We start from the raw sequence: 24,970 nt of genomic DNA on the forward strand, positions 1-24,970 counted from the left end.
CCGCGTGCGCGGGCTTCTCCGGGCGGCCCGGTACCCTCGGATGGTGTCTGCCACCTCTCCTTCTCCTTCCGACCACGCCGAGGGCCGCCGCGTCGCCCTGCTCACCCTGGGCTGCGCCCGCAACGAGGTCGACTCGGAGGAGCTGGCCGCCCGGCTGCACGCCGACGGCTGGCAGGTGACCACCGACGGCGAGGGCGCCGACGTGGTGGTCGTCAACACCTGCGGTTTCGTGGAGAAGGCCAAGCAGGACTCCATCCAGACCCTGCTCGCCGCCGCCGGCACCGGCGCCAAGGTCGTCGCCGCCGGCTGCATGGCCGAGCGGTACGGCCGGGAGCTTGCCGACAGCCTGCCCGAGGCGCAGGCGGTGCTGAGCTTCGACGACTACCCGGACATCGCCGCCCGGCTGAACGCCGTCGTCGCCGGGGAGCAGATCACCGCGCACACCCCCCGGGACCGCCGCGAGCTGCTGCCGCTCACCCCGGTGCAGCGCCAGTCGGCCACCGTGTCCCTGCCCGGGCACGGCACCGTGACCCGCACCGCCGTCGACACGGACGAGCACACCCCTGCGCACCTGCGCCAGGTGCTGCGCCGTCGGCTGGACACCGGCCCGGTCGCCTCGCTGAAGCTCGCCAGCGGCTGCGACAGGCGCTGCGCGTTCTGTGCCATTCCCGCGTTCCGTGGGGCGTTCGTCTCTCGTACGCCCGACGAGCTGCTCGCCGAGGCGGAGTGGCTGGCCAAGACCGGCGTACGGGAGCTGGTGCTGGTCAGCGAGAACTCCACCTCGTACGGCAAGGACCTCGGCGACCCGCGCGCGTTGGAGAAGCTGCTGCCGCAGCTCGCCGCCGTCTCCGGCATCGTGCGGGTGCGGGTGAGCTACCTCCAGCCGGCCGAGACCCGGCCCGGCCTGGTCGAGGCGATCGCCGGCACGCCCGGGGTGGCCCCGTACTTCGACCTGTCGTTCCAGCACTCCAGCGAGCCGGTGCTGCGCCGGATGCGGCGTTTCGGCTCCACCGACCGGTTCCTGGAGCTGCTGGCCAGTGCCCGCGCGCTGGCCCCGGAGGCGGGCGCGCGGAGCAACTTCATCGTGGGCTTCCCCGGTGAGACCCGCGCCGACATCGACGAGCTGACCCGGTTCCTGACCGAGGCCCGGCTGGACGCGATAGGCATGTTCGACTACAGCGACGAGGACGGCACCGAGGCGGCCGGCCTGCCCGGCAAGGTCTCCGCCGCGACAATCAAGCGGCGCTACGACCGGCTCAGCGCCCTCGCCGACGAGCTCTGCTCGCAGCGTGCCGAGGACCGGCTCGGCTCGACGGTCGAGGTGCTCGTCGACGCGATCGTCGACGGCGTGGTGGAGGGCCGGGCGGCCCACCAGGCGCCGGAGGTGGACGGTTCCACCACCCTTGTCGCACCTGCCGACGGCGGCGTCGACCTGGCCGCGTTGCGCCCGGGTGACCTGGTGCGGGCCACCGTGACCGGCACCGAAGGGGTGGATCTGCTCGCGGTGCCGGATGAGATGATCTCGGCGGCGCCCGGCGCGGCACGGTGACGGCGGGCCCGGACGGAGCGGGGGAGCCAGCTGGTGCGGTGCCGGAGACGCCATGGCGACCCGAGCGGAGCGAGACGGTGACCGGGGCGACCGAGTCGACGCCGGCCCGGGTGGTCGCGCGGGTGCCCGTGCTCAACGCGGCCAACGCGCTCACCGCCCTGCGGCTGGTGCTGGTGCCGGTCTTCGCCGCGTCGGTGATCGTGTCGGGGATGACCCACACGGGCTGGCGGATGGCGGCCTGCCTGATCTTCGCGGTGGCCTCGGCGACCGACCTGGTGGACGGCTGGATCGCCCGCCGGTTCGGGCTGGTCACCTCGGTCGGCAAGGTCGCCGACCCGATCGCCGACAAGGCGCTCACCGGCGCGGCCCTGGTGCTGCTGTCCTGGTATGACCGGCTGCCCTGGTGGGTGACGGCGCTGATCCTCGCCCGTGAGCTGGGCATCACCGGCCTGCGGTTCTGGGTGATCCGACACGGGGTGATCGCGGCCAGCCGCGGCGGCAAGATCAAGACTGCGCTGCAGATCCTCGCCATCGCCTGGTACCTGTGGCCGATGCCGGCCGCCCTCGTCGCCGTCGGCCCCTGGATCATGGGCGCCGCCGTCCTGGTCACGGTGGCGACGGGCTTCGACTACATCACCCAGGCCCTCCGCCTCCGCAATCCCCGCCGGGACTGACCCCACCCCCACCCTCTCCGCGGCGATCATGACGTTGATGCCGTCCGGGCCGGCGTGTCGGGGCGACAACTTCATGATCGACGGTTTCGGCCGGGAGGGTTGGGCCTCCTCGGGCGGGGAAGGACGAGCTCATGGCGCGGGAAGAGCGGGATGAGAACGCGGAGGGAAGCGCGGCGGCGGGCGTGGTGCACAGCCTGGTGCAGCGACACGAGACCCTGGCCACTGTCGAGTCGCTCACCGGTGGCCTGCTGTCGGCGTCGATCGTGGAGATCGCCGGGGTCAGTGGGATCTACCGGGGCGGGCTGGTCGTCTACGCCACCGAGCTGAAGGCCACGCTTGCCGGCGTACCGGCCGATCTGCTGGCCGAGCGCGGCCCGGTCGACCCGGACGTGGCGTTGGCGCTCGCCGAGGGCGGCCGGAAGCGCTGCGGTGCGGACTGGGGGCTCGCGACCACCGGGGTCGCCGGCCCGGAGCCGCAGGACGGCAAGCCCGTCGGTCTCGTCTACGTCGCGGTCGCCGGCCCGACCGGTGCCGAGGTCCGTCAGCTCGACCTTGATGGCGGGCGGGACCACGTGCGCTCGGCCGCCGTCATCGAGGCGTTACGGCTGCTCACCGAACGGATCCACGCCGCCGACGAAGCCGCCCGCGACGGCGTGGGAACCGCCGGCCCGGGGCGCCGATGAGCCGCCCCGGGCGAACCGACGGGCGGGGCGGGATGTCGCCGGGGCCCGCAGCGGGTACGGTTGCGGGAAGGCTCCGACGCTCGGGGCCGGCGCGGTCCGCCGCGGCCGGCTGCCCGACGCCGGGCGAGAGGTATCCCTCAGGGGGAGGTGCGATGGTCCTGCTACGCCGGGTGATCGGTGACGCACTGCGGGCGCGCCGGCAGGGGCAGCAGCGCACACTGCGTGAGGTGTCCACCGCCGCCAACGTCAGCCTCGGCTACCTCTCCGAGATCGAGCGGGGGCACAAGGAGCCGTCCAGCGAGCTGCTCGCCGCGATCTGCGACGCGCTCGGCGCCCGCCTGTCCGAGTTGCTGCGCGAGGTGAGCGACACCGTGGCGCTCGCCGAGCAGATGCCCGCCGGGGTGCTCGTCGGCATGCAGGACGAGCCGGCCGAGGCCGCGCCGGTCGGCGCGACAGCCGCCGTGCGCAAGGGCGCCAACCGGGGCGTTCGCCAGGTCACCTCCGACGGCAAGGTCGCCGTGTCGGTCCGACAGGACTCGCCGCTGCGCGCGACCCTGCGCAGCACCCGCGTCCGCCCCACCGAGCGCGACCGGGACGTGGTCTGCGCCGCCTGAGCCGTCCTTCCGGTTGACCATGGGCGAGGTGGCCCCGGCCGCGTAGGGTGGCCCGCAGGAGCCGACGGCGCCCGTCGAGCACCCGGTACGGATGCCCCGTTGGCGTTCGGCTGGGACGATGGAGACCGGCCGGTTCGCGGCCGGTCGGCTCAACCCCGTCCGATCGCGGTGGAGCGACGCTACTGAGGGGATACCGCGGAGATGGCGAACCCGTTCGTCAAGGGCTGGAACTACCTGATGGCGCTCTTCGGTGCCAAGATCGACGAGCATGCCGATCCCAAGGTGCAGATCCAGCAGGCCGTCGAGGATGCCCAGCGGCAGCACCAGGCGCTGGTCCAGCAGGCTGCGGCGGTGATCGGCAACCAGCGTCAGCTGGAGATGAAGCTGTCCCGGCAGATGACCGAGGTCGAGCGGCTGCAGGGCAACGCCCGGCAGGCCCTGGTGCTGTCCGACCAGGCCCGCGCCAAGGGCGACGAGGCCGAGGCGGTGCGGTTCGAGCAGTCCGCCCAGGCCCTGGCCACTCAGCTCGTCTCGGCCGAGCAGGCCACCGAGGACCTGAAGACCCTGCACGACCAGGCGCTCGGCGCCGCCGCGCAGGCCCGCCGCGCCGTCGAGAACAACTCGATGATCCTCCAGCAGAAGCTCGCCGAGCGCACCAAGCTCCTCAGCCAGCTGGAGCAGGCCAAGATGCAGGAGACGGTGGCCCGCTCGCTGGAGTCGATGTCGTCGCTGACCGCGCCGACCAACACCCCCTCCCTGGACGAGGTGCGTGACCGCATCGAGCGGCGGTACGCCAACGCGATGGGTCGCGCGGAACTGGCCGGCAACTCCGTCGAGGGCCGGATGCTGGAGATCCAGAAGGCGACCATCGACTCGGCGGGCTCGGCCCGACTCGAGCAGATCCGGTCCAGCATGGCGGGGGAGCAGCTCGGCGGCACAGCCCAGCGCCCGGCGGTGCCGCAGGGTGAGAAGGCGGGTCCGGGCAGCGACCCGACCGCCGCAGCCCGGCTGGACGAGCTGCGCGCCAGCATGGCCCGCGAACGGGGCACCGGCGACCCGACCGCCGCCGGCTGAACGACCGGTCCGAGGAGGTCACGGTGGCAGACGAGCGGACGCGGTACTTCCGTCGGCTGGGTCGGTTGCGCCGGTCCGCCCGGCGGTGGAGCGTACTGGCCGGTGGGCTCGGCGGCGCCGCGGCGGTGCTGACTCCGTACGCCGGCCTCGGTCTGCCGGACGCGGCCTGGGCCGGCGCCGCGGGCAGCGCTGTGGCGTTGGCCGCCTGGCGCTGGATCGACCTGCGGGCGCTGGCCGCCCGCCCGGCCCCGCCCGCGTTGGATCCGGCCGAGGCCGCCGCCCGGTCCCGGGCCCGGCTGGTGGCGGCCGTCGAGCGACTGCCGGTCGGCTCGGGTGTGCTCGCCGAGGTACGCCGGGTCCGCAGCCGTGTCGCGCTGCGCGGCACCACCGCCGGGCAGCAGTGGGCCCGACTGGACCGGGCGTCGCTCACCCTGGCCGGGATGGCGCCCCGGCTCACCGGGTTGGCGGAGCCGGCCGTGCTCGAGGCCGCTGCCGCCGACCGGTCGTTGCGCGACCTCGCCGAGCGGGTGGCAAGCGTGGAACGGGCCCTGCGGCTCGCTCCGCCCGACGCCCGGACGCCGCTGGCCGACGCTCACCGCACGCTGACCGCCCAGCTGGAGGGCGGTGTGGCGGCCTACGAGCGGCTGGTGGTCGCCGCCGCCGGCTACCTCGCCGAGGACGCTCGCCCGGAGCCCACCCACCCGGCCGCCGACCGGCTGACCGAGGCGACCGATCTGCTGCACGGGGTCGCCTCGGCCCTCGCCGAGCTGCGTGCCGGCAGCGCCGGCCTGCGCGCGCCCACTCGCTGACGACCCGCCCGTCACGGTGGGGTCGTGACCGGGATCGGGCCGGTGTACGGCGAGCTGCCCACGACGTTGAACGACCGGATCCGGTAGTGGTAGGTGACGCCCCGGGCCAGCCCCGTGTTGGTGAAGCCGCGACCGGTCACCGTGAACGTCGCCACCTCCTGACCGAACGCCGGGTCCAGCGCCCGCTGGACGATGAACCCGGACCCCGGCCCGGCGGGCGTGTGCGCCGTCCAGCCCAGCACCACGGTGGCGGTGTCCGGGCCCGGCGCGCTCGCGGCGGCGGTCACCTCGCTCGGGGTGCCCGGCGCGGGAGGGGTGCTCGCCGCGGCCACCGTCGACCAGGCCGAGGCGGCCCCCAGGTACGTGGTGCGGACCCGGTAGTAGTACGTGGTGTCCGCAGCGGCAGTGGTGTCCAGGTGGTTGTCACCGACGCCGATCGCCGTCGTGCCCGGGCCGCTGGTGAAGGTCGGGTTGGTGGCCCGCTGCACGTCGATTCCTGTGGCGAAGGAGCGGTTCGTCCAGCGCAGGGCCACCCGCAGCGGCGCGGCGGGCGGGATCGCCGCGACCAGCCCGCCCGGCGCGGCCAGGTGCACCGAGGCGGGCACGCTGTTCGACCAGGACGAGTAGCTCACGTCGTTCTCCGCCCGGATCCGGTAGTGGTAGGTCGCGCCGGGAGTGACAGTCGCGTCGGTGTAGCGGGTGGCGGCGGCCGCGACGGTGATCGTGGTGACGTCACCCCCGAAGGCCGCGTCGGTGGCCCGTTGCAGCAGGTGGCTGGTCGCGGGCGGGCGTCCACCGTTACCGGTCCAGGTCAGGGCGATCGCCGGCAGCGCGGTGGCCGAGCCGGGCACCGGCGTGGCGGTAAGCCCCGTGGGCGCCCGCGGCGTCACCCGCAGCACCAGCGGACGGCTCATGCCCAGGTCGCGGTGGCCCGCGAGCTGGCTGTGCCAGCGGTACTCCCAACCGAGGTTGACCATCTGGTTCACCACCACGGCGGGTCGCCCGTCGGCCGGGCTGACCGCTGTCGACCCGGTCCGCGCACCTGCGGGACGGGCGGGGTCGAGCAACCGGACGCTGTCGCCCAGCTTGAACGGCAGGGCCGGGGCGACCGGGCGGAGCGCCACCACCACGTCCTCGCGGGGGTTGACCCGGACGATCTGCTTCCAGCCCAGCTCCGTCGCGTGCGGGGGGCGCTGCGTGCCGTCCCAGCCGACCCGGTTGACGAGCTGCACGTCGCAGCCGCCGAAGTGCAGCGGCTCCGTCTGCCGGACGTTGCCGCTGATCCGCCAGAGCTGGGTGCCGTCGGTCGGCGCACCGACCGGCATGGCCGGGTCGGCGGCGTACAGCACCTCGGTGACCGGGTCGGTCGGGCCGAGCGGCAGGGTCGCCGGGGTGAGCGGTCCGGCATGCGGGTGGGCCACCCCGAGCCGCCCGGCCAGCCGCCCGTGACCGGGTTCGAAGACCTGCTGTGCGGCCTTGACCTCGAGCGGCAGGGTCACCGGGCCGGCGCCGCCCAGCGGCGTGAACGTCACCGTGTCCGCGTGCGCCGACACAGTCGTCTCGGCCGCCGTCCGGCTGCCGAACGCCACGTCGTACGCCGGCTGCGGCACGATCGGCGGGCGCTGGCTGGCCGCGTACGCCCCGGGTAGGCGCTCCCGCAGCCGGGCCAGGTCGTACGCCGGTTCGGGCGTGCCGCTCACCCGGAACTGGAGCAGGGTACGGGTGTTCGGGCCGTACCCGGGTTCGGTGCGCGGCGGGCCGCCCTCGGCCGTCCGGTCCGGTGCGTCGGTGTGCTGGTCGTAGCGCGGATCGAAGCCGGGCAGCGGGGCCGGGGCGTCGTTGTACAGGATCAGCGTGCTGCCCGGCGCCACTGTGGAGAAGTCCACGAGCACGTCCGCGCGCTCACCCGGGGCGAGCAGCAGCGTGTGCCCGTCCACGTTCAGCACTGTCGGGTCGAGTCGGTCGTAGCGGTACCCGATCGGCCGGTTCGGCAGCACCACCGGGGCGGGCAGCAGCCCGGCCTCGTTGCCGATCTGGACGAACTGCGGCCCGGCGGCCCGTGGGTCCGGCACACCGCCGTCGCGCCCGTCGCTCGGCCAGAAGGCGGGTCGGTCCGACGCCCGTACGGCGGGCACCATCGGCACCTCGCCGGCGTCCGCGTCGGCCAGAGCGCCGCCCGCGGTCCACATCGGGGCGTCCGAGCAGGCCCGGTAGAGCTGGAGGTTGAGGCTGCGATCCAGGCAGGCGTTGAGGATGCGGAACCGGTACACGCGTGGGCGCACCTCCAGGTACGGGTAGGCGACACCGTTGACCAGCGGGGTGTCGCCGTACGCCCCGGGCACCGCGGACGGGTGTGGCACCCCGGGGCGCAGCGGCGGCTCGGCGGGTGCGTCGACGGGGTCGTGGTGCGGGTTCGGCACCGGCCCCGGCCCGGTCGGCGGCGGCCCGCCGGCGATCCGGTCCGCCAACGGCCAGCCGTCCACGGTGGGCCCGCCGTCGACCCGGCCGCCGTCCGGGGCGGGACTGCGCGACCAGGGGCCGTAGTCCCACCGACCGGTCGGGTTGCGCCCACCGGACCGGTACGGGTTCTGCCGGGGCTGGTAGACGTGGGGGTGCCACAGGCTGCCCCGGGCGCCCCACCGCTCCCGGTCCCACGTCGGATCCTCGGCGGCGAGCTGGGTGTCGTCCGGCACGAACGTCTTGTCCTCGATCACCAGGGGCAGCTGATCGGCCGGCAGCACCCCGTCGGCGACGAGCTGGTCCTCGACCGGGTCGGTGAGCAGGTAGGGCGCGAGCTGCCCGCCGTAGACGGTCAGCCGGGCCAGGCCGAGGGTGTTGTCGTGGAACCAAAGCAGCCGCCCGCTCTGCTCGTTCGGAAAGTAGAGGGTGGTGGCGCCGGCCCCGGGCGACGGCATGTCCGGCACGGGCGTCAGCCCCGTTCCGGTCGGGTACGGGGTGATCTCCCCGGCCGGGGTGATCCACTGCCCGGGGTTTCCCGCGCTGGTCCAGCCGGTCTGCGCCCCGGCCAGGTGCAGCACCGCCCGGTTCTGCGGGTACGGCGCGGGGCCGTCCAACGGGCCGATGCCGGCCCCCTCGACGGTCCCGTCGACAGGCAGGAACAGCTCGCCGGCGCGGCCGGTGGGGAGCTGGTTGATGAACTTCACCCGGACCGGCCGGCCCCGCCGGGCGTGGATCATCGGGCCGAGGTGCCAGGGCCGCTCCGGGGGCGCCACCGTGTTGTGGCCGGACGCGTCGGTGCCCAGGTTGAGCTGCCGGTAGCCGCGCAGCCGGGTGGCCGGCAGGTCCCGGTGCAGGCGTTGCGCGTACTCCTGGAGCCCGATCTCGTAGTAGTCGCAGCCCGGGTAGCTGATCGTGTCGGGCACCGCCACCGGCAACCGCCCGACGAGGTCGGCGCCGCCCGCCCGGCCCGGGGTCGGCAGCGGGTCGACGAATTTCCGCAGTCCGGTGCCCGGCACCGGCCGGCCGTCGGGGGCGCGGGTCGGGCGGGGACTGTACGCGACGTTCGGCACCGGCCCGAAACAGCGCGGCACGGCGGCCGGGTCCAGGCTCGCCGCGGGGGCGGCCTCCTCGGCGGTACGCGCGGACGGGACGGACACCGTCGCGCCGAGGCTGTCGGGAGTGGGCCGGTAGAAGAAGGTGGAGCGGAGTCTGCGGAAGATCGCCATGACTCTCCCCGAGGTTGGGGCAGGAGGATCGCCACCCCGGCGTGGCGGCCCCCGGCACTCTGCTGACGGGCGGTGAGCACTCAACCGCAGCATGCGACGTCGGAGGCCGGATAGGAATTACCCAATCGTCCGTTTCTGGGCCGACAGGGGTAGACGAGGGCCTCGTCAGGCGGGCGGCGGGGTACCCGGTTGCTCCGGCTGGCAGGCCGGGCACCAGTAGGTGACCCGTTCGCCGAGCTCCTCCTTGCGGATGGCGGTGCCGCAGCGGCGGCACGGCTGGGCGCGGCGGCCGTACACGTAGCTGGTCTGACCCCGGTGCAGCGAACCGGTGGTGCTCTGCGTCCAGCGGCCCCGGTTGGCGGCCAGCAGCCGCTGCGCGAGCGCCACCGTGCCGGGCAGGTCGGGCACCGCGCCGACGGGCGTCCACGGCGACACGCCCCGCAGGAACAGCACCTCGCACTTGTAGAGGTTGCCCACCCCGGCCAGGTTGCGCTGGTCGAGCAGGGCCTCACTGATGGTCTGCTCCGGGTGCGCGGCGAGCCGGTTGACCGCCTCGTCCGGGTCCCAGTCCGAGCCGAGCAGGTCCGGTCCGAGGTGACCGACCAGGGTGTCCTCCTCGGCGGTCGGCACCAGGGCCAGCTCGTGCAGGTGGTAGCCGACCGCCACCGCGCCGGGGGTGCGCAGCACCACCCGGATCAGGTGCGCGGGCTTGCCGCTCCACCGTTCCCCCGGCGCGTACGCCCGCCAGGCGCCGTCCATCCGCAGGTGCGAGTGCAGCGTCCACCGCGCCTCGTCCGGGGCGGTGAGGCGGAGCAGCAGGTGCTTGCCCCGGCTGGCCGACTCGCGGACGGTCCACCCGGTCAGGTCGGTGGTGGCGAGCTGCGGCACCCGGAAGTCGCACCCGGTGAGCCGCGCGCCGGCGAGCGCGCGGTGCAGCACGCGCGCCGTGTTCCAGACGGTGTCACCTTCGGGCACCCTGCCATCCTTCCTCTTTCGAGCAAAATTCGCATGTGTCGCTATTTGTACTCAGGTTCCTGGTGATCTACAGACATGGAAGGGTCAGGGGGGTTCTGAGGAGAATGCACATGACGCGACCTCATTGTCGTATCCCATCCGCTACCCTCACCGCCACCCTCGCCCTCCTGCTCGCCGCGGCCGCGGTGCCCACGATCGGCGGTTCCCCGACCACCGCTTCCGCAATCGGCGGCTCGTTCGCCCTGACCGCCGCCGCAAGCGGCGGGGAACGGTGGAGCGCCGACCTCTCGATCGTCGACCGCGACGACGTCAACGTCCGGCGTACCCCCGGCGGGCTGCGGCTGCGCGACGCCCGCGCGGCCGGGCGCAGCCCTCGCAGCCCGCACAGCGCGGTCGCCGAGGGCATGCTGCTGACCGCACCGCGCACCCTCACCCGACCGGCCACCCGGGTCCGCGCCGAGATCAGCGCCGACGTCCCGGCCGGCGCCGGCGTGGAGGCTCAGGTCCGCGGCTGGCGGGTCAGCGGCTGGACCGAATGGCGGGCCGCGACCGCCGGCGCGGTCTTCGACCAGCCGGTCAGCCAGGTGCAGACCCGGGTGGTGCTGACCGCGCGGGCCGGCGGCGCGACCGCGACGGTACGCGCCGTCCAGCTCACCGCCGACGCGACGGCAGCCGTCTCCGCCGCCACGCCCGGCCTCACCTACCGGGTGTACGCCACCCGCATCGGCCTGGTCGGCGAACGGACCGCCAACGGCCGCACCATCCAGCCGCGCGACCACTTCGCGGCGCTACCCTCGCGTCGAGGCCTCTCCCCGCTCAACACCGGCGACTACACAGTGCGGGTCTGCACCACCACGGGCGCCCGCTGCGAGTACGCCCCGGTCTGGGACGTCGGGCCGTGGAACACCCGCGACGACTACTGGAACCCGCCCGCCGTTCGGGAGAACTGGAAGAACCTGCCGCAGGGCCGGCCGGAGGCGCAGGCCGCGTTCCAGTCCGGCTACAACGGGGGCCGGGACCAGTTCGGGCGTACGGTGCTCAACCCGGCCGGCATCGACCTCGCCGACGGCACCTTCATCGATGGCCTGCGACTCACCACGAACGCGTGGGTGGACGTCGCCTACCTGTGGACCGGTGGCGGGCCGCGCGGCGTCGTCGGCGACGGGCCGCTCAACATCCGCAGCGGGCCCAGCACGTCGTACGCGGCCCGTGGATTCGCCGCCCGGTTCGCGAACGTGCCGATCCAGTGCTGGGTCACCGGTCAGTCGGTAGCCGGCCCGTACCGCACCACCACCAGGTGGAACCGCCTGGCCACCGGGCAGTACGTCAGCCACGCGTACATCTCCGCCGTCTACGGCGGCGTCGTGCCGGTCTGCTGAGCTACCTCGCCTCGGCGGGCACCTTCAGGGGCGCTCGTCGGGGCGGGCGGGCCGCACCATGTCCTGGTAACGCGGGTGGCTCGCCCCGTACACGGCGTAGTTGAGCCGGGCGTGCGACAGGCTCAGGTCGCCGTTGGCCCCACCGCGCACCGCGTCGGCGTCGGCGTCGCTCTGACCGTCGTCGGTCCAGAAGCAGACCGGGCAGGTCCCGCCGCCGGTCCGAGAGGCGCAACAGGGACAGCCCACGGGAACTACGTGTTCACCCACCGGGGCAGCATTCCATAGTCTAATGTCACGCGGCCACCCGCAGGAGGTCGCCCGGGCGCACCCCGAGGACGTCCACCGCTCGGCCGCCGTTGACCGCCACCGCCACCAGATCGGCCGAGTCGACGTACACCACCAGGCCGCCCTCCGGCGCGTCGCCGAACGTCCGCCCGCGCACCGCCGCGCGGGCCGGGGCGGGCCCCGGCGGGCCGACCCGGACGGTGGTCGGGAGCGGACCGAGCGCCTCGGCCGGTGCGGCCAGTTGGACGTTTCCGAAATGGTCGACGGTCAGCACCTCGGCGGTGAAACCCTCGCCGTCGCGGGCCACGACCGGCGACGGCAGCCGGACCAGCCCGTCCGGGTCGAGCGCCGGGCCCGCCTCCGCCAGCGGTACGCCGAGGGCCAGGCGGGCCGCCGCCGGGGCGAAGACGTCGCGGCCGTGGAACGTGCCGGACACCCGGGCTGCCAGCCAGGTCGGTTCGGTCAGTTCCACGGCCGCGGTCACCCCGCCGAGCGCGTCGGCCGCGTCCGGCAGCAGCCCGTTGTCCGGGCCGACCAGCAAACCGCCCGGGGTGGCCAGCGCGACGCCCCGCCGGGTGGTGCCCACCCCGGGGTCGACAACCGCCACGTGAACGCCCAACGGCAGGTAGGGCACCGTCTGCGCCAGCACGGCGGCACCGTGCCGGACGTCCGCCGGCGGCACCAGATGGGTCACGTCGATGACCCGGACGGCCGGCGCGATCCGGGCGATCACCCCGTGGCAGGCGGCCACGAAACCGTCGGTGAGGCCGTAGTCGGTGGTCAACGAGACCCAGGGCGTGACAGCCATGCCGGCAGGTTAACCCTCGACGCGCTCCGGTCGCCGCGCGGCTGATCGGCGGGTGGCGGATATGGGACAGCGCAGGTGGCCGACCGGCCACTGCCGGCGGCCGGCGCCGCCCGGCAGACTGCCCTGGTGACACATCGGAGCCTGCCCGCCGTCGGGGTCCTGCTGGTCGCCGTCGCCCTCACCGCCGCCTGCGGCAGTGACGACAAGCCGAGCGCGGCGCAGTCCGTGCCGCCGGTCACCGCCCCGGCGGCGAGCGGCCTCGCGAGCGCGCCGACGCCGACCGGCCCCGCCGGTGCCGCCCAGTCGTCGGGCAGCCAGGCGCCGCCGGTCCCGCCGTCCGCCCCGCCGCAGGGGCCGATCGAGCGCCGGCCGGCCAGCCCACCGCCGGTGGTACTGCCCCCGCGTCCGCCCGGCGCCCCGGGTGCTCGGCAGGTGGTCGACGCGTTCCGGGCCGCGGGTCTGCGGGTGACACACCCGAAGGACCGCTCGGTGGACTGTGGACCGGACGGCCTCGGCCTGGGCTGCTCCGAGATCGTCGCCACCGACGGCGTCACCGTCTTCGTGTTTCCGGACGAGACAAGCGCCGGCGACATCGCCGAGACGTGGAGTGGTCAGTCGTACCGGCGCGGCGCGGTGGTGCTCAACTACCTCGAGGCCAAGACCCCGGCAGCCGACCGCCCGCGCTACGAGAAGGCCCTCAACAGCCTCCACTGACGCGCCGCGACCGGCGGCCGGCCGGCGCGGTCGTGTGGCCCTGCGACCGGCGGCGATCCGCGTGCCGCGGCTGCGCGGGTGGGTCAGCCGCGCAGGCGCAGGCCGCGCGGGGTGGCCCGGAAGCCGGCGGCGGTCAACGCCTCACTGAGCGGCGACGAGTGCACCGCCTCGCCGTCGGCCCGCTCCACCGACATCGCGCCCAACGCTCCGGAGTGGACGGCGTCGGCGAGCGCCTTGCCGGCCGCCGCGAGGGTCTCGGTGTCGTCGGTGAAGGAGAGCAGGGTCCGGCCGCCGCGTTCCACGTACAGGACCAGGTCACCGCCGACCTGCACCACGAGCGCGCCCGCCTTGCGGCCGGCCCGGTGCCCCGTCGCGGGGGCGGCCCCGTCACCGGAGTCGACGACGCGTTCCGGCCAGGGCAGCGCCGCACCGTACGGGTTGGCCGGGTCGGTGGCGGCGAGCACGGTGGTCAGCCCGCCGCCCCGGCCACGACCACCGTCGGCCGGGTCGGCAAGCGCGCGGAGCCGGTCCACCGCGCCGGGCACCGCGAACTGCGCCGCGCCGAGACCCTCGACGAAGTAGCCCCGGCGGGCCGCGCCGCGTTCCTCGAGCGCCGACAGCACCGGGTAGACCGCCGCGAACCCGCCGACCACCTGCTCGGCCATGACGGCGCCCCGGGTGACCACCCCGTGCCGCTCCAGCAGCACGTCGGCGAGCGCTGCGGCCCGCCGGGTCGGATCGAGGTCCCGCTCCGGCAGCCGGGACCAGCGGCCGGCGACGGTCGGTGGCCCGCCCCGGGTCGGCAGCGCCACCCGACCGGGCCGCCGGTAGCGGGTGCGCGGCGCGGAGGGCCGCGACCGGTGCGCGCCACCGGCGCCGAGCACCGCCCGCAGCGGGGCGAGGGTGTCGTTGGTGAGGTGCCCCGCCCAGACCAGATCCCAGATCACCCCGGTCAGGGCGGCGTCGTCGGTGGAGCCGACCCGGTCGGCCAGTGCCCGGAAGAACAGCGCCTGCCCGTCACCGAGCGCGTCGAGCACCGCGTCGTGCAACGGGGTACGCGTCAGCGCCTCGTCGGGCGGCGGGAGGAGGAGCGGCGCGGCGTCCGCGTACGCCAGGGTGACCCAGCCGTCGCCACCGGAGATAGCCCCCGACCCGGCCCAGAGCACCTCACCGCTGGCGCACAGCTCGTCGAGCTGGGCGGGGGAGTAGTCGGCGACCCGGCCGGGCAGCACCAGCCGTTCCAGCGCGGACGCCGGCACCGCCGCGCCCTGCAACTGCTCCACCGTGGCGGCGAGCGCCTCCACACCTCGGGCGGACGAGCCGACCTGCTGCCAGCGGGGCAGGAACGTGGCAAGCGCCCGGGGTGGCACGGGCTCGATCTCCCGCCGCAGGGCGGCGAGCGAACGGCGGCGCAGCATCCGCAGCACCTCGGCGTCACACCACTGGGCGCCTGCCGTGTCCGGCGTGAACTCCCCGGAGACGACGCGGCCGGTGGCGGCGAGGCGGCGCAGCGCCTGCTCGACGACGAACACGCCGAGCCCGAAGCGGGCCGCGCAGCTCGCGGCGGCGAACGGCCCGTGGGTGCGGGCGTAGCGGGCCACCAGGTCGCCCAGCGGGTCGGCCACCGGGGCGAGGTACGCCTCGGCCACCCCGACCGGCAGCGCCACGCCGAGTGCGTCCCGCAGCCGGGCCGCGTCCTCGATGCCCACCCAGCGCTGCTCGCCGGCGATCCGGACCCGCAGCACCCGGCGGGTGGCCTCCAACTCGGTCAGCCAGCCCTGCGGCACACCCCGCTCGGTCAACTCGGCGTCGTTCAGGTCGCCGAGCACCCGCAGCAGCTCGACCACGTCCTCCGCGTCACGCGGGCGGCGTTGGTCGGTCAGCCAGCGCAGTTGCCGATCGGTCTCGGCGAGCACCGCCGGATCCAGCAGTTCGCGCAGGTCGACCCGGCCGAGCAGTTCACCGAGGAGCGTGGAGTCCAGCGCGAGGGCGGCGGCCCGGCGCTCGGCGAGCGGGGCGTCGCCCTCGTAGAGGAACGCGCCGACGTAGCCGAAGAGCAGCGACCGGGCGAACGGGGACGGCGCACTGGTCTCCACCTCGACCAGCCGGACCTTGCGGGACGCCAGGTCGCGCATCAGCCCGGCCAGCGCCGGCTGGTCGAAGACGTCCTGGAGGCACTCCCGGGCGGCCTCCAGGGTGACCGGGAAGTCGGCGTACTCGCGGGCGACGTCGAGCAGCTGCGCGGCGCGTTGCCGCTGCTGCCAGAGCGGCTGGCGGCGGCGCGGGTCGCGGCGGGGCAGCAGCAGCGAGCGGGCGGCGCACTCCCGGAAACGGGCGGCGAACAGCGCGCTGGTGCCGACCGACTCCTCCACCAGCTGGGCGATCTCGTCCGGCTCGAAGACCACCACGTCGGCGCCGGGCGGCTCGTCGGCGGTGTCGGGCAGGCGCACCACGATCCCGTCGTCGGAGGGCATCACCTGGGCGTCCACCCCGTACCGCTCGGCGAGTCGGCGGCCCACGGCGAGGGCCCACGGCCCGTTGACCCGCGCGCCGAGGACGCTGTGCACGGCCAGTCGCCAGTCGCCCAGCTCGTCGCGGAACCGCTCGACGACGATGGTGCGGTCGTCGGGCAGCGAGCGCGTTGCCTCCCGCTGGTCGCGCAAATACGCCATCAGGTTGGTGGCGGCCCAGTCGTCCAGCCCGCCGTCGCGCAGCGCGGTCAGCGCCGCCTCGTCACTCAACCGCAGCAGGGTACGCACCCGCGCGCCGATGGCTCGGCCCAACTCCACCGGGCGGCCCAGCTGATCGCCCTTCCAGAACGGCATCCGGGCGGCCTGGCCGGGCGCGGGGGAGACCAGCACCCGGTCCGGAGTGATCTCCTCGATGCGCCAGGACGAGGAGCCGAGCAGGAAGACGTCGCCGACCCGCGACTCGTAGACCATCTCCTCGTCCAGCTCGCCGACCCGGGCGGCCCGCTCGGCGCCGGCCAGGAAGACCCCGAACAGGCCCCGGTCGGGGATGGTGCCGCCGCTGGTCACGGCCAGCCGCTGCGCGCCGGGGCGGCCGGTGAGCAGGTCACTGGCCCGGTCCCAGACCAGCCGGGGCCGCAGCTCGGCGAACGCGGTGGACGGATAGCGGCCGGAGAGCATGTCCAGTACGGCGTGCAGCGCGGAGTCGGGCAGCTCGTTGAAGGGCGCGGCCCGGCGGACCAGCACGGCCAGGTCACCGACCCGCCACGGCTCCAGGGCCACCATCGCCACGATCTGCTGCGCCAGCACGTCCAGGGGGTTGCGCGGGTAGTGCAGCTCCTCGATCGCCCCGTCGGTCATCCGCTCGGCGACGACCGCGCAGGACAGCAGGTCGCCACGGTGCTTGGGAAAGACCACCCCGCGGGAGACCGCGCCCACCTGGTGCCCGGCCCGGCCGACACGTTGCAGGCCGGCGGCGACGCTCGGTGGGGCCTCGATCTGCACCACCAGGTCGACCGCGCCCATGTCGATGCCCAGCTCCAGGCTGGAGGTGGCCACCACCGCCGGGAGCTGGCCGGACTTGAGCGCCTCCTCGATGTGCTTGCGCTCCTCGCGGGAGACGCTGCCGTGGTGGGCGCGGGCGATCACCGGCGCGGCCCCGGCGGCCGCGCCGGACTGGGCCATCACCTCGGCCGGCGGCCGGTTGCGCAGCGGACCGGCGGGGCCACCCCAGCGTTGCGCGCCGGCCGCCGGCTCGTCGCCCCCCGACAACCCCTGCGGTACGCCGACCGAGCCGTCGCCCGACGAGCCGTGGCCCGACGAGCCGTCGCCTGACGAGCCGTGGCCCGACGCACCGTCGCCCGACGAGCCGTCGCCGAATGGGCCGTCATCCGGCGTGCCGTGGTCTGACGCGCCGTCGGCGACCGCGCCGCCGGTCGGCACGGCGGCCACCTCCTCGGCGGCCAGCTCGTTGAGGCGGGCGCACAGGCGCTCGGCACTGCGGCGGGAGTTGGTGAAGACGATTGTGGAGCGGTGCTGCCCGATGAGCGTGAAGACCCGCTCCTCGACGGCCGGCCAGATCGAGGCGCGGCGTGGCCCGGGACCGCCGAGGGAATCCTCCGGCGGCTGCTCCTGCTCGTCCAGGCGGGTCATGTCCTCCACGGGGACCTGCACGCTGACCTCGATGGTCTTCGCCGTGGCCGGCTGCACGACGTCGACCGGCCGGGCGCCGCCGAGGAACCGGGCGCAGGCGTCGATCGGCCGGACGGTGGCGGAGAGCCCGATCCGTTGTGCCGGCGCGGGCAGCAGTTCGTCGAGGCGCTCCAGCGAGAGGGCGAGGTGGGCGCCGCGCTTGCTGCCGGCCACCGCGTGCACCTCGTCGACGATCACCGTCTGGACGCCGCGCAGCGAGTCCCGAGCGGCGGAGGTGAGCAGCAGGAACAGGGACTCGGGCGTGGTGATGAGGATGTCCGGCGGGGTGCGGGCGAAGGCGCGTCGCTCGTCCGCCGGCGTGTCTCCCGTACGCATGCCGACGGTGATGTCCGGCGGTGCGACACCGAGTCGGGTCGCCGCCTGCCGGATGCCGGCAAGTGGGGCACGCAGGTTGCGTTCCACGTCGACGGCGAGGGCCTTGAGCGGGCTGACGTAGAGCACCCGGCACCGCTGCCGAGCCTCTGCCGGCGCCGGCTCGCGGGCCAGCCGGTCCAGCGACCAGAGGAAGGCCGCGAGCGTCTTGCCGGAGCCGGTGGGTGCCACGACGAGGGCGTTGCGGCCGGCGGCGACGGACCGCCAGGCGCCCGTCTGGGCGGCGGTGGGCGCGGCGAAGGCGGCGTCGAACCAGGCGCGGGTGGCCGGGCCGAACCCGTCGAGCACCCCGCCCCCGCCCTCCTCTGCCCTGGTCACCGATCCATCCTGCCCCGCAGGTACGACAACCACGAGCGCCGCGCAGCGGAACGTGCCGAGCTGGACGGAAAAAGCGATGGATGCGTCATTAATACGTTAAGTCTCACTTAACTGCTTGCTTGTACGGAGCAACATAAAGTAACTTCACCCGCAACGCGAACCGGGTGGAGGGGATCGGATGACCGGCGAGCCGCGACACGTCGAGCCCGGCACCGATGTGCTGATCCGCAAGGTCGACAGTCACCTCGCCACGCTCCGCGGCGGTCTGCACGGGCCCGAGTTGGAGCTCGCCGAACGCCTCGCCCGCTGCCTGCGGGAGCTGGTCGTCTCCACCGCTCAGGCCAGCGCCGCCGATCGGGGGCAGGTCCGCGTGGCCGTGCACTATTTCGTGCTTCGCCGGGAGAGCCGTGGCCGGCTGCTCTCGATGCGGTCGCTGGCCGTCGCGGAGCGGGTCGTCGCGAAGGTCGCCCGTCAGCTCGGCCGCGTCGATCTGCTGGCCGACCTGCGCCTCGATGGCTCCGACCTGGACGACGCGCTGACCCCCGGCGACGCCCTGCTGCGCTGACCGTCGACCGCACCCCGCGCACGCACACCGCACGCGGGCAACGCAGCCCGGCGCATGGCACGCACCACCGCACAGCACTCGCCATAGTGGTCGAATTCCGGCAAAACCGCCCGGTGGGCGGAGATCTGGCGTCTGATCGCTGCTAGGCGCCACCGCTGTACGGGCGTCGGCCACCTCGATCGGGAGTGCGGGTGCTGGTACTGCTCATCCTCCACCTCGTGGCGGCCCTCGCCGCGCCGCTGCTCGTCCGGTGGTGGGGTCCGCGCGCGTGCTATCCGCTGGCGCTCGCGCCGGCCGCCGCGTTCGGCTGGGCGCTGGCCCGCACCCCGGCCGTCGGCCACGGCGGCGCGGTGGTCGAGACGTACCCGTGGATCGGGCAGTTGGGCCTCGACATCGCGCTGCGCCTCACCACGCTGTCCTGGCTCCTGACCCTGCTGGTGGGCGGCGTCGGCGCGCTGGTGCTGGTCTACAGCGCCCGGTACTTCGAGCCGGGCACTCCCGGGATGGCGCAGCTCGCCGCCGTCCTGGTCGCCTTCGCCGGCGCGATGCTGGTGCTGATCTTCGCCGACGACCTGCTGCTGCTCTATGTCGGCTGGGAGCTGACGACGATCTTCTCGTACCTGCTGATCGGGCACAGCAGCGAACGCCGGTCCAGCCGATGGGCGGCCGCGCAGGCGCTCACCGTCACCACGCTGGGCGGGCTGGCCATGCTTGTCGGGTTCATCCTGCTGGGCGAGCACGCGGGCAGCTACCGCTGGTCGGAGATCGCCACCCATCCGCTGCCCGGCGGCGGCTACCTCGTCACGGCGGTGCTGCTGATCCTGGCCGGGGCCCTGTCCAAGTCGGCGGTGCTGCCGTTCAGCTCCTGGCTGCCGGTCGCGATGGCGGCGCCCACCCCGGTCAGCGCGTACCTGCACGCCGCCGCCATGGTCAAGGCGGGCGTCTACCTGGTCGGCCTGCTCGCGCCGGTGCTCGCCACTGTCGGCCCCTGGCGGCCCGTGGTGCTCATCGCCGGCGTGGCCACCATGCTCGTCGGCGGCTGGGCCGCGCTGCGGCAGAACGACCTGAAACTGCTGCTGGCGTACGGCACGGTCAGCCAGCTGGGCCTGCTGGTCGCGGTGACCGGCGCGGGCACCCCGGCCGCCGCGCTCGCCGGCACGGCGATGCTGCTGGCGCACGCCCTGTTCAAGGCGGCGCTGTTCCTGGTCGTCGGCGTCATCGACCACGGCGCCGGGACCCGCGACCTGCGCGAGCTGTCCGGGCTGCGGCGCTGGTCCCGACCGTTGTTCGGCGTCGCGGTGCTGGCGGCGGCGTCGATGGCCGGCGTACCGCCGCTGGTCGGGTTCGTCGCCAAGGAGGCGGTGTTCGCGGCGTTCACCGACGACCCACTGGTCCTCACCGGACTGGTAGCCGGGACGGTGCTCACCGTCGCGTACAGTGCCCGCTTCCTCTGGGGCGCGTTCGCCGACCGGCCGGGCGTCGAACCGGTCCAGCCGGCGCCGATCGCCGCGTCGATGCTTGTCCCCCCGGCCGTGCTCGCCGTCGTCGGGCTGCTCGCCGGCCCCGCCGCCGGCGTGCTGAACGGCCTGCTCCACCCGTACGCCGAGTTGCTCGGCGCGGTCGACGCGCACCTGACGCTCTGGTCCGGGCCGACCGCGGCGCTCGGTCTGTCCGTGCTGGCGCTGGTCGGCGGCGGCCTGCTCTTCGCGCTGCGCGGGCCGCTCGCACCGGTGCTGGCCCGGCTCCGCTCGCCGGTGAGCGGCAACCAGGGGTACGAGTGGGTAGTGGACCGGTTCGACAGGCTCGCCATCGAGGTGACGGGCGCGACCCAGCGGGGCTCCCTGCCGCAGTACCTCGGCATCATCCTGGTCGCCGTCGTGCTGCTGCCCGGTGGGGCGATGCTCGCCGCCGGGCCGTGGCGGGCCCGACTCCCGATGTGGGACAACCCGCTGCAACCGGTGGTGGTGGTGGTGATCGCGGTGGCCGCGCTGCTCGCGGTCCGCGCCCGCCGACGGTTGACCGCCATGCTGCTGGTGGGGATGACCGGCTACGGCACGGCCATGCTGTTCATCCTGCACGGGGCACCGGATCTCGCGCTCACCCAGTTCCTGGTGGAGACCGCGACGATCGCGGTGTTCGTGCTGGTGCTGCGCCGCCTGCCGGAGCGCTTCTCGGCCCGTCCGCTGCGGCGCAGTCGATGGGCCCGCCGGGCGATCGGCGTGGCGATGGGCGTGGTGGCGGGCGGGCTCGCGCTCGTCGCGGCCGGCGCCCGGCGCGCGCCGGACATCTCCGCTGCCTTCCCGGACCTGGCGGTGAGCGAGGGGTACGGCCGCAACGTCGTCAACGTGACCCTCGTCGACATCCGGGCCTGGGACACGATGGGGGAGGTGGCGGTGCTGGTGGTGGCCGCGACCGGGGTGGCCAGCCTGATCTTCGAGAGGTCCCGCACCGGGCCACGACCGCGCCGTCCGGAGTCGGCTGACCGGGCGGTCCGCTCCGACCGGCCGGTCTGGTTGCGGGGCGGCCCGACGCTGTACGAGGAGCGGCGGTCGATAGTGCTGGAGGTGGTCACCCGGCTGATCTTCCACACCGTGGCGCTGTTCTCTCTGTTCCTGCTCTTCTCCGGGCACAACGCGCCGGGCGGCGGGTTCGCCGGCGGTCTGGTGGCCGGCCTCGCGCTCGTGGTCCGCTACCTGGCCGGTGGCCGGTACGAGCTGACCGAGGCCGCCCCGGTGGGCGCCGGCCTGATCCTCGGCGCGGGACTGGCCCTGGCGGTGGGCACCGGCGCCGTGGCGCTGCTGGCCGGTGGGTCGGTGTTGCAGAGCGCCAAGCTCGACCTGTCCCTGCCGCTGATCGGCGACGTCCACCTCGTCACGGCGCTCTTCTTCGACATCGGCGTGTACCTCATCGTGATCGGGCTGCTGCTGGACATCCTGCGCAGCCTCGGCGCCGAGGTGGACAGGCACATCGAGGCCACCGACACGGCCAACGGCGGTCTGGCCGTCGACAAGGGCGGCGGGACATGACGGCCAGTGACGCTCGCCCCACGATGGTGCTGGTGCTCGCCGTCGCGGTGCTTGTCGGGTGCGGGGTGATCCTGCTCCTGGAGCGCAGCCTCACCCGCATCCTGCTGGGCGTGATCCTGCTCGGCAACGGGGTCAACCTGCTGATCCTGCTGGGCGGCCGGTCCGGTGGCGCGCCGGTCGTGGGCACCGGGCCGGTGGACGAGATGAGTGATCCGCTGCCGCAGGCGATGGTGCTGACCGCCATCGTGATCACGTTCGGGTTGACCGCGTTCCTGCTCGCCGTGGCGTACCGGAGCTGGTATCTCACGGGCGACGACGAGGTGCCCGACGACCTGGAGGACCGGCAGATCATCCGCCGTGCCGGGCGCAACGAGGCGGGTGCCGTCGACCACGGCGGGGAGGGTCCCGACGGCGACCCGGAGCAGGTCGATCCCGAGCCGGCCCGCCGCCGGCTGCGACGCGGCACAGGGGACGGGCCGCGGTGACCGGGGCGTCGCGGAGATCGTCGTGAGCAGGCTCCTGCCGCTGCCGGTGGTGGTGCCGCTGCTCGGCGCGGCGCTGACCCTGCTGCTTGCCACCCGCCCCCGGGTGCAGCGTGCGGTGAGCGTGCTCTGCCTGACTGTCACCTTCACCGTCGCGGTGGTGCTGCTGGTCCAGGCGTACCGGCACGGGCCGGTGGTGCTGGCGATCGGCGGGTGGCCGCCGCCGGTCGGCATCGTGCTGGTGGCCGACCAGTTGGCCGCGCTGATGCTTGTGGTGTCCTCGGCTGTCACCCTCTGCGTGCTGCTCTACTCGATCGGCCAGGGCCGCAGCGAGACGAGCGAGAGCGCGCCGGTGGTCATCTTCCACCCGACGTACCTGGTGCTCACCGCGGGCGTCACCAACGCGTTCCTGGCGGGCGACCTGTTCAACCTGTTCGTCGGCTTCGAGATCCTGCTGGCGGCCAGCTTCGTGCTGATCACGCTGGGCGGCACCGAGACGCGGATCCGCACCGGGTCGACGTACGTGGTGGTCAGCATCCTCTCCTCGATGATCTTCCTGGCCGCGGTGGGGCTGGTGTACGCGGCCACCGGCACGCTCAACCTGGCGCAGCTCGCCCAGCGCCTCGACGACCTGCCGGACAACGTCCGGTTGACCCTGCAACTGACGCTGCTGCTCGCGTTCGCGATCAAGGCGGCGGTCTTCCCGCTGTCGGCCTGGCTGCCGGACAGCTATCCCACGGCCCCCGCCCCGGTCACCGCCGTGTTCGCGGGACTGCTCACCAAGGTCGGCGTGTACGCGATCATCCGTACCGAGACGTTGCTGTTTCCGGGTGGCCAGGTCGACGGTCTGCTCATGGTCGTCGCCGGGTTGACAATGGTGGTCGGGATCCTCGGCGCGGTGGCGCAGTCGGACATGAAGCGGCTCTTCTCGTTCACGCTGGTCAGCCACATCGGCTACATGATCTTCGGGGTGGCGTTGAGCACCGCCGCCGGACTCGCCGGCGCGATCTTCTACGTGGTGCACCACATCACCATCCAGACCACGCTGTTCCTGGTGGCCGGCCTGGTCGAGGAGCGGGCCGGCAGCACCGACCTGCGCCGACTCGGCGGGCTGGCCCGGATGGCGCCCCTGCTCGGCGTCCTCTTCTTCGTACCGGCGATGAACCTCGCCGGCGTGCCGCCGTTCTCCGGGTTCCTCGGAAAGCTCGGCCTGCTCCAGGCGGGTGTGGCAGCCGGCGGGGCGCTGCCCGCGACGCTTGTGGCGGCCGGCACCCTGACCAGCCTGCTCACCCTGTACGTGGCCTCCCGGGTCTGGAACATCGCGTTCTGGCGGGCGCCCCGGATCGCCACCAGCGAGCCCGCCGTCCGGCTGCCGACCCTCATGGTCGGCGCCACCGCGGCCCTTGTCGCGTTCGGGTTGACGCTCACCGTGCTTGCCGGTCCGCTCTTCGACGTCACCGCCGACGCGGCCACCGACCTGCTCTCGCGTACCCCGTACGTGCGGGCCGTCCTGCCCGGAGTCGGGCCGTGACCGGCCCGCGCGCGACGCCTCCGGCGGACGCCGCCCCGCCGATGCGGGGCCGGTTCGGGCGTCGGCGGGACCAGGCGCTGGCGCTCGGCTGGCTGGTGCTCGTCTGGAACCTGCTCTGGGGTGCGATCAGCCTCGCCAACATCGTCGGCGGGCTGCTGGTGGGCGGCGCGGTCCTGCTGTTCTTTCCGCTGCCGGCGGTCAGCTTCGGCGGCCGGCTGCGGCCCGGTGCGCTGCTGGCGTTCGCGGGCCGGTTCGCCGTCGAACTCGTCAGCGCGAGCCTGCACATCGCCCGGATCGCCGTGCAACCCGGCTACCGGCCACGCGGGGCGATCATCGCCGTGCCGCTGCGGGTCCCCACCGACCTGAACCTGGCACTCACCGCCGAGGCGGTCTCGCTGGTGCCGGGCACGCTGATCCTCGAGGTGGACAGGGAGTCGGCGACGCTCTACCTGCACGTGCTGGACACCCATGGGCCGGGGGACCTGGCCCGTGCCCGGGAACGCACCCTCGACGTCGAGCGACGGATCGTCCGGGCGGTGGGCAGTGCCGCCGAACTGCGCCGCGTCGAGCCCGACACCGCCGAGAAGGGAACCTCATGATCACTTTCCTGGGCGTCGTTCTCACCGCGCTGCTGACGGTGACCGCGCTACTCGCGCTGATCCGGCTCTACCGGGGTCCCTCGCTGCTGGACCGGGTGATCGCCGCGGACATGCTGCTCGCCACCATGGTCAGCGCGGTGGGCGCGGAGGCGGCTGTCAACCGGCACGCCACCACGCTGCCCGTGCTGGTGGTGCTCTCCCTGCTCGGCTTCGTCGGGTCGGTGTCGCTGGTCCGCTTCGCCGTACGGGAGCAGGCGTGATCGGGGTGGTCGCCGACTGGCTCGGTGCCGCCTGCCTGGTGGCCGGCGCTCTGCTCGCCCTGTGCGCCGGGATCGGGGTGCTGCGCTTCCCGGACGCCCTGTCCCGTATGCACGCGGGCACCAAGCCCCAGGTGCTGGGAGTGCTCCTGCTGCTGCTCGGCATCGCGCTGCGGCTGCGGTCCCCGGCCGACCTCGGCATGATCCTGCTGGTGGCGGTCTTCCAGTTGGCCACCGCACCGGTCGCGGCGCAGATGATCGGCCGGGCCGCGTACCGGTCCGGACGGCTCGACCGGAGCCTGCTCGACGCCGACGAGCTGGCCGAGCGCCCGACGGGCGGCGGATCCGGCGAGGGCCGCGCCCAGCCGGGGTGAACCGGACGATCGACG

At 74.3% G+C, this 24,970-nt stretch carries 19 protein-coding genes and 1 pseudogene; 15 read left to right on the plus strand and 5 right to left on the minus strand.

Annotation, left to right across the window (positions count from 1 at the left end):
• Positions 1-40 precede the first annotated feature (40 nt).
• The 6 genes from rimO to ACGFIE_RS15110 all read left to right on the plus strand — a co-directional run bounded on the left by rimO (position 41) and on the right by ACGFIE_RS15110 (position 5,403).
• On the plus strand, positions 41-1,549 hold the full coding sequence (gene rimO, locus ACGFIE_RS15085) for a 30S ribosomal protein S12 methylthiotransferase RimO (RefSeq protein WP_363688981.1): 1,509 nt from the start codon (positions 41-43) through the stop codon (positions 1,547-1,549).
• A 77-nt stretch (positions 1,550-1,626) separates the two neighbouring features.
• Positions 1,627-2,223: a CDP-diacylglycerol--glycerol-3-phosphate 3-phosphatidyltransferase gene (gene pgsA / locus ACGFIE_RS15090; protein WP_393294766.1), complete on the plus strand. Its 597-nt coding sequence runs from the start codon at positions 1,627-1,629 to the stop codon at positions 2,221-2,223.
• 131 nt (positions 2,224-2,354) lie between these two features.
• The gene (locus ACGFIE_RS15095; RefSeq protein ID WP_393294767.1) at positions 2,355-2,906 is read left to right on the plus strand and encodes a CinA family protein; all 552 of its coding nucleotides are present in this window, start codon (positions 2,355-2,357) and stop codon (positions 2,904-2,906) included.
• 152 nt (positions 2,907-3,058) lie between these two features.
• Positions 3,059-3,520, plus strand: coding sequence for a helix-turn-helix domain-containing protein (locus ACGFIE_RS15100; protein ID WP_007456752.1), 462 nt, complete (start codon positions 3,059-3,061; stop codon positions 3,518-3,520).
• A 201-nt stretch (positions 3,521-3,721) separates the two neighbouring features.
• Positions 3,722-4,594 (plus strand): PspA/IM30 family protein, encoded by an 873-nt coding sequence (locus ACGFIE_RS15105; protein ID WP_393294769.1) that lies wholly within the window; start codon positions 3,722-3,724, stop codon positions 4,592-4,594.
• A gap of 23 nt (positions 4,595-4,617) precedes the next feature.
• Complete coding sequence (locus ACGFIE_RS15110) at positions 4,618-5,403, plus strand: hypothetical protein (RefSeq protein ID WP_363688991.1); 786 nt, start codon at positions 4,618-4,620, stop codon at positions 5,401-5,403.
• A gap of 11 nt (positions 5,404-5,414) precedes the next feature.
• On the opposite strand, the gene ACGFIE_RS15115 is transcribed toward ACGFIE_RS15110, so the two are convergent.
• Both ACGFIE_RS15115 and ACGFIE_RS15120 read right to left on the minus strand, forming a co-directional pair.
• On the minus strand, positions 5,415-9,089 hold the full coding sequence (locus ACGFIE_RS15115; RefSeq protein ID WP_393294771.1) for a hypothetical protein: 3,675 nt from the start codon (positions 9,087-9,089) through the stop codon (positions 5,415-5,417).
• 165 nt (positions 9,090-9,254) lie between these two features.
• Complete coding sequence (locus ACGFIE_RS15120) at positions 9,255-10,064, minus strand: DNA-formamidopyrimidine glycosylase family protein (protein ID WP_393294773.1); 810 nt, start codon at positions 10,062-10,064, stop codon at positions 9,255-9,257.
• Positions 10,065-10,174: 110 nt separating this feature from the next.
• Here ACGFIE_RS15120 and ACGFIE_RS15125 point away from each other — a divergent pair, with 110 nt between their 5' ends.
• Positions 10,175-11,443, plus strand: a complete 1,269-nt coding sequence (locus tag ACGFIE_RS15125; protein WP_393294775.1) for a hypothetical protein — start codon at positions 10,175-10,177, stop codon at positions 11,441-11,443.
• Between the two features lie 24 nt (positions 11,444-11,467).
• On the opposite strand, the gene ACGFIE_RS15130 is transcribed toward ACGFIE_RS15125, so the two are convergent.
• Together ACGFIE_RS15130 and ACGFIE_RS15135 are read right to left on the minus strand one after the other, a co-directional pair.
• Positions 11,468-11,710, minus strand: a complete 243-nt coding sequence (locus ACGFIE_RS15130) for a CPCC family cysteine-rich protein (protein WP_039905669.1) — start codon at positions 11,708-11,710, stop codon at positions 11,468-11,470.
• A 25-nt stretch (positions 11,711-11,735) separates the two neighbouring features.
• A complete protein-coding gene (locus ACGFIE_RS15135) occupies positions 11,736-12,536 on the minus strand; it encodes an S-adenosyl-l-methionine hydroxide adenosyltransferase family protein (protein WP_393294777.1) in 801 nt (266 codons plus the stop codon).
• A gap of 126 nt (positions 12,537-12,662) precedes the next feature.
• Here ACGFIE_RS15135 and ACGFIE_RS15140 point away from each other — a divergent pair, with 126 nt between their 5' ends.
• Positions 12,663-13,250, plus strand: coding sequence for a hypothetical protein (locus ACGFIE_RS15140; RefSeq protein WP_393294779.1), 588 nt, complete (start codon positions 12,663-12,665; stop codon positions 13,248-13,250).
• Positions 13,251-13,333: 83 nt separating this feature from the next.
• Here ACGFIE_RS15140 and ACGFIE_RS15145 read toward each other — a convergent pair.
• Positions 13,334-18,088: pseudogene (locus ACGFIE_RS15145) on the minus strand (DEAD/DEAH box helicase); the annotation flags it as partial.
• Positions 18,089-18,299: 211 nt separating this feature from the next.
• On the opposite strand from ACGFIE_RS15145, the gene ACGFIE_RS15150 reads away from it, so the two are divergent.
• From ACGFIE_RS15150 to mnhG, 7 genes are all read left to right on the plus strand, one after another.
• Positions 18,300-18,686: a hypothetical protein gene (locus ACGFIE_RS15150; protein ID WP_393294781.1), complete on the plus strand. Its 387-nt coding sequence runs from the start codon at positions 18,300-18,302 to the stop codon at positions 18,684-18,686.
• Positions 18,687-18,877: 191 nt separating this feature from the next.
• Positions 18,878-21,712, plus strand: a complete 2,835-nt coding sequence (locus tag ACGFIE_RS15155; RefSeq protein ID WP_393294783.1) for a Na+/H+ antiporter subunit A — start codon at positions 18,878-18,880, stop codon at positions 21,710-21,712.
• On the plus strand, positions 21,709-22,197 hold the full coding sequence (locus tag ACGFIE_RS15160) for a Na(+)/H(+) antiporter subunit C (RefSeq protein ID WP_393294785.1): 489 nt from the start codon (positions 21,709-21,711) through the stop codon (positions 22,195-22,197). Before ACGFIE_RS15155 ends, ACGFIE_RS15160 begins: the two co-directional genes overlap by 4 nt.
• 22 nt (positions 22,198-22,219) lie before the next feature.
• Positions 22,220-23,725 carry a Na+/H+ antiporter subunit D gene (locus tag ACGFIE_RS15165; protein WP_393294787.1) on the plus strand — a complete coding sequence of 502 codons (1,506 nt, stop codon included), beginning with the start codon at positions 22,220-22,222 and terminating at the stop codon, positions 23,723-23,725.
• Positions 23,722-24,324, plus strand: coding sequence for a Na+/H+ antiporter subunit E (locus ACGFIE_RS15170; protein WP_393294789.1), 603 nt, complete (start codon positions 23,722-23,724; stop codon positions 24,322-24,324). Before ACGFIE_RS15165 ends, ACGFIE_RS15170 begins: the two co-directional genes overlap by 4 nt.
• A complete protein-coding gene (locus tag ACGFIE_RS15175) occupies positions 24,321-24,584 on the plus strand; it encodes a monovalent cation/H+ antiporter complex subunit F (RefSeq protein WP_393294791.1) in 264 nt (87 codons plus the stop codon). Before ACGFIE_RS15170 ends, ACGFIE_RS15175 begins: the two co-directional genes overlap by 4 nt.
• Positions 24,584-24,955: a monovalent cation/H(+) antiporter subunit G gene (gene mnhG / locus ACGFIE_RS15180; protein ID WP_393295638.1), complete on the plus strand. Its 372-nt coding sequence runs from the start codon at positions 24,584-24,586 to the stop codon at positions 24,953-24,955. The genes ACGFIE_RS15175 and mnhG overlap by 1 nt, the downstream gene beginning before the upstream one ends.
• Positions 24,956-24,970: the final 15 nt, after the last annotated feature.

The sequence above is a fragment of the Micromonospora sp. NPDC049275 genome, from assembly GCF_043197115.1.
GTDB lineage: Bacteria > Actinomycetota > Actinomycetes > Mycobacteriales > Micromonosporaceae > Micromonospora.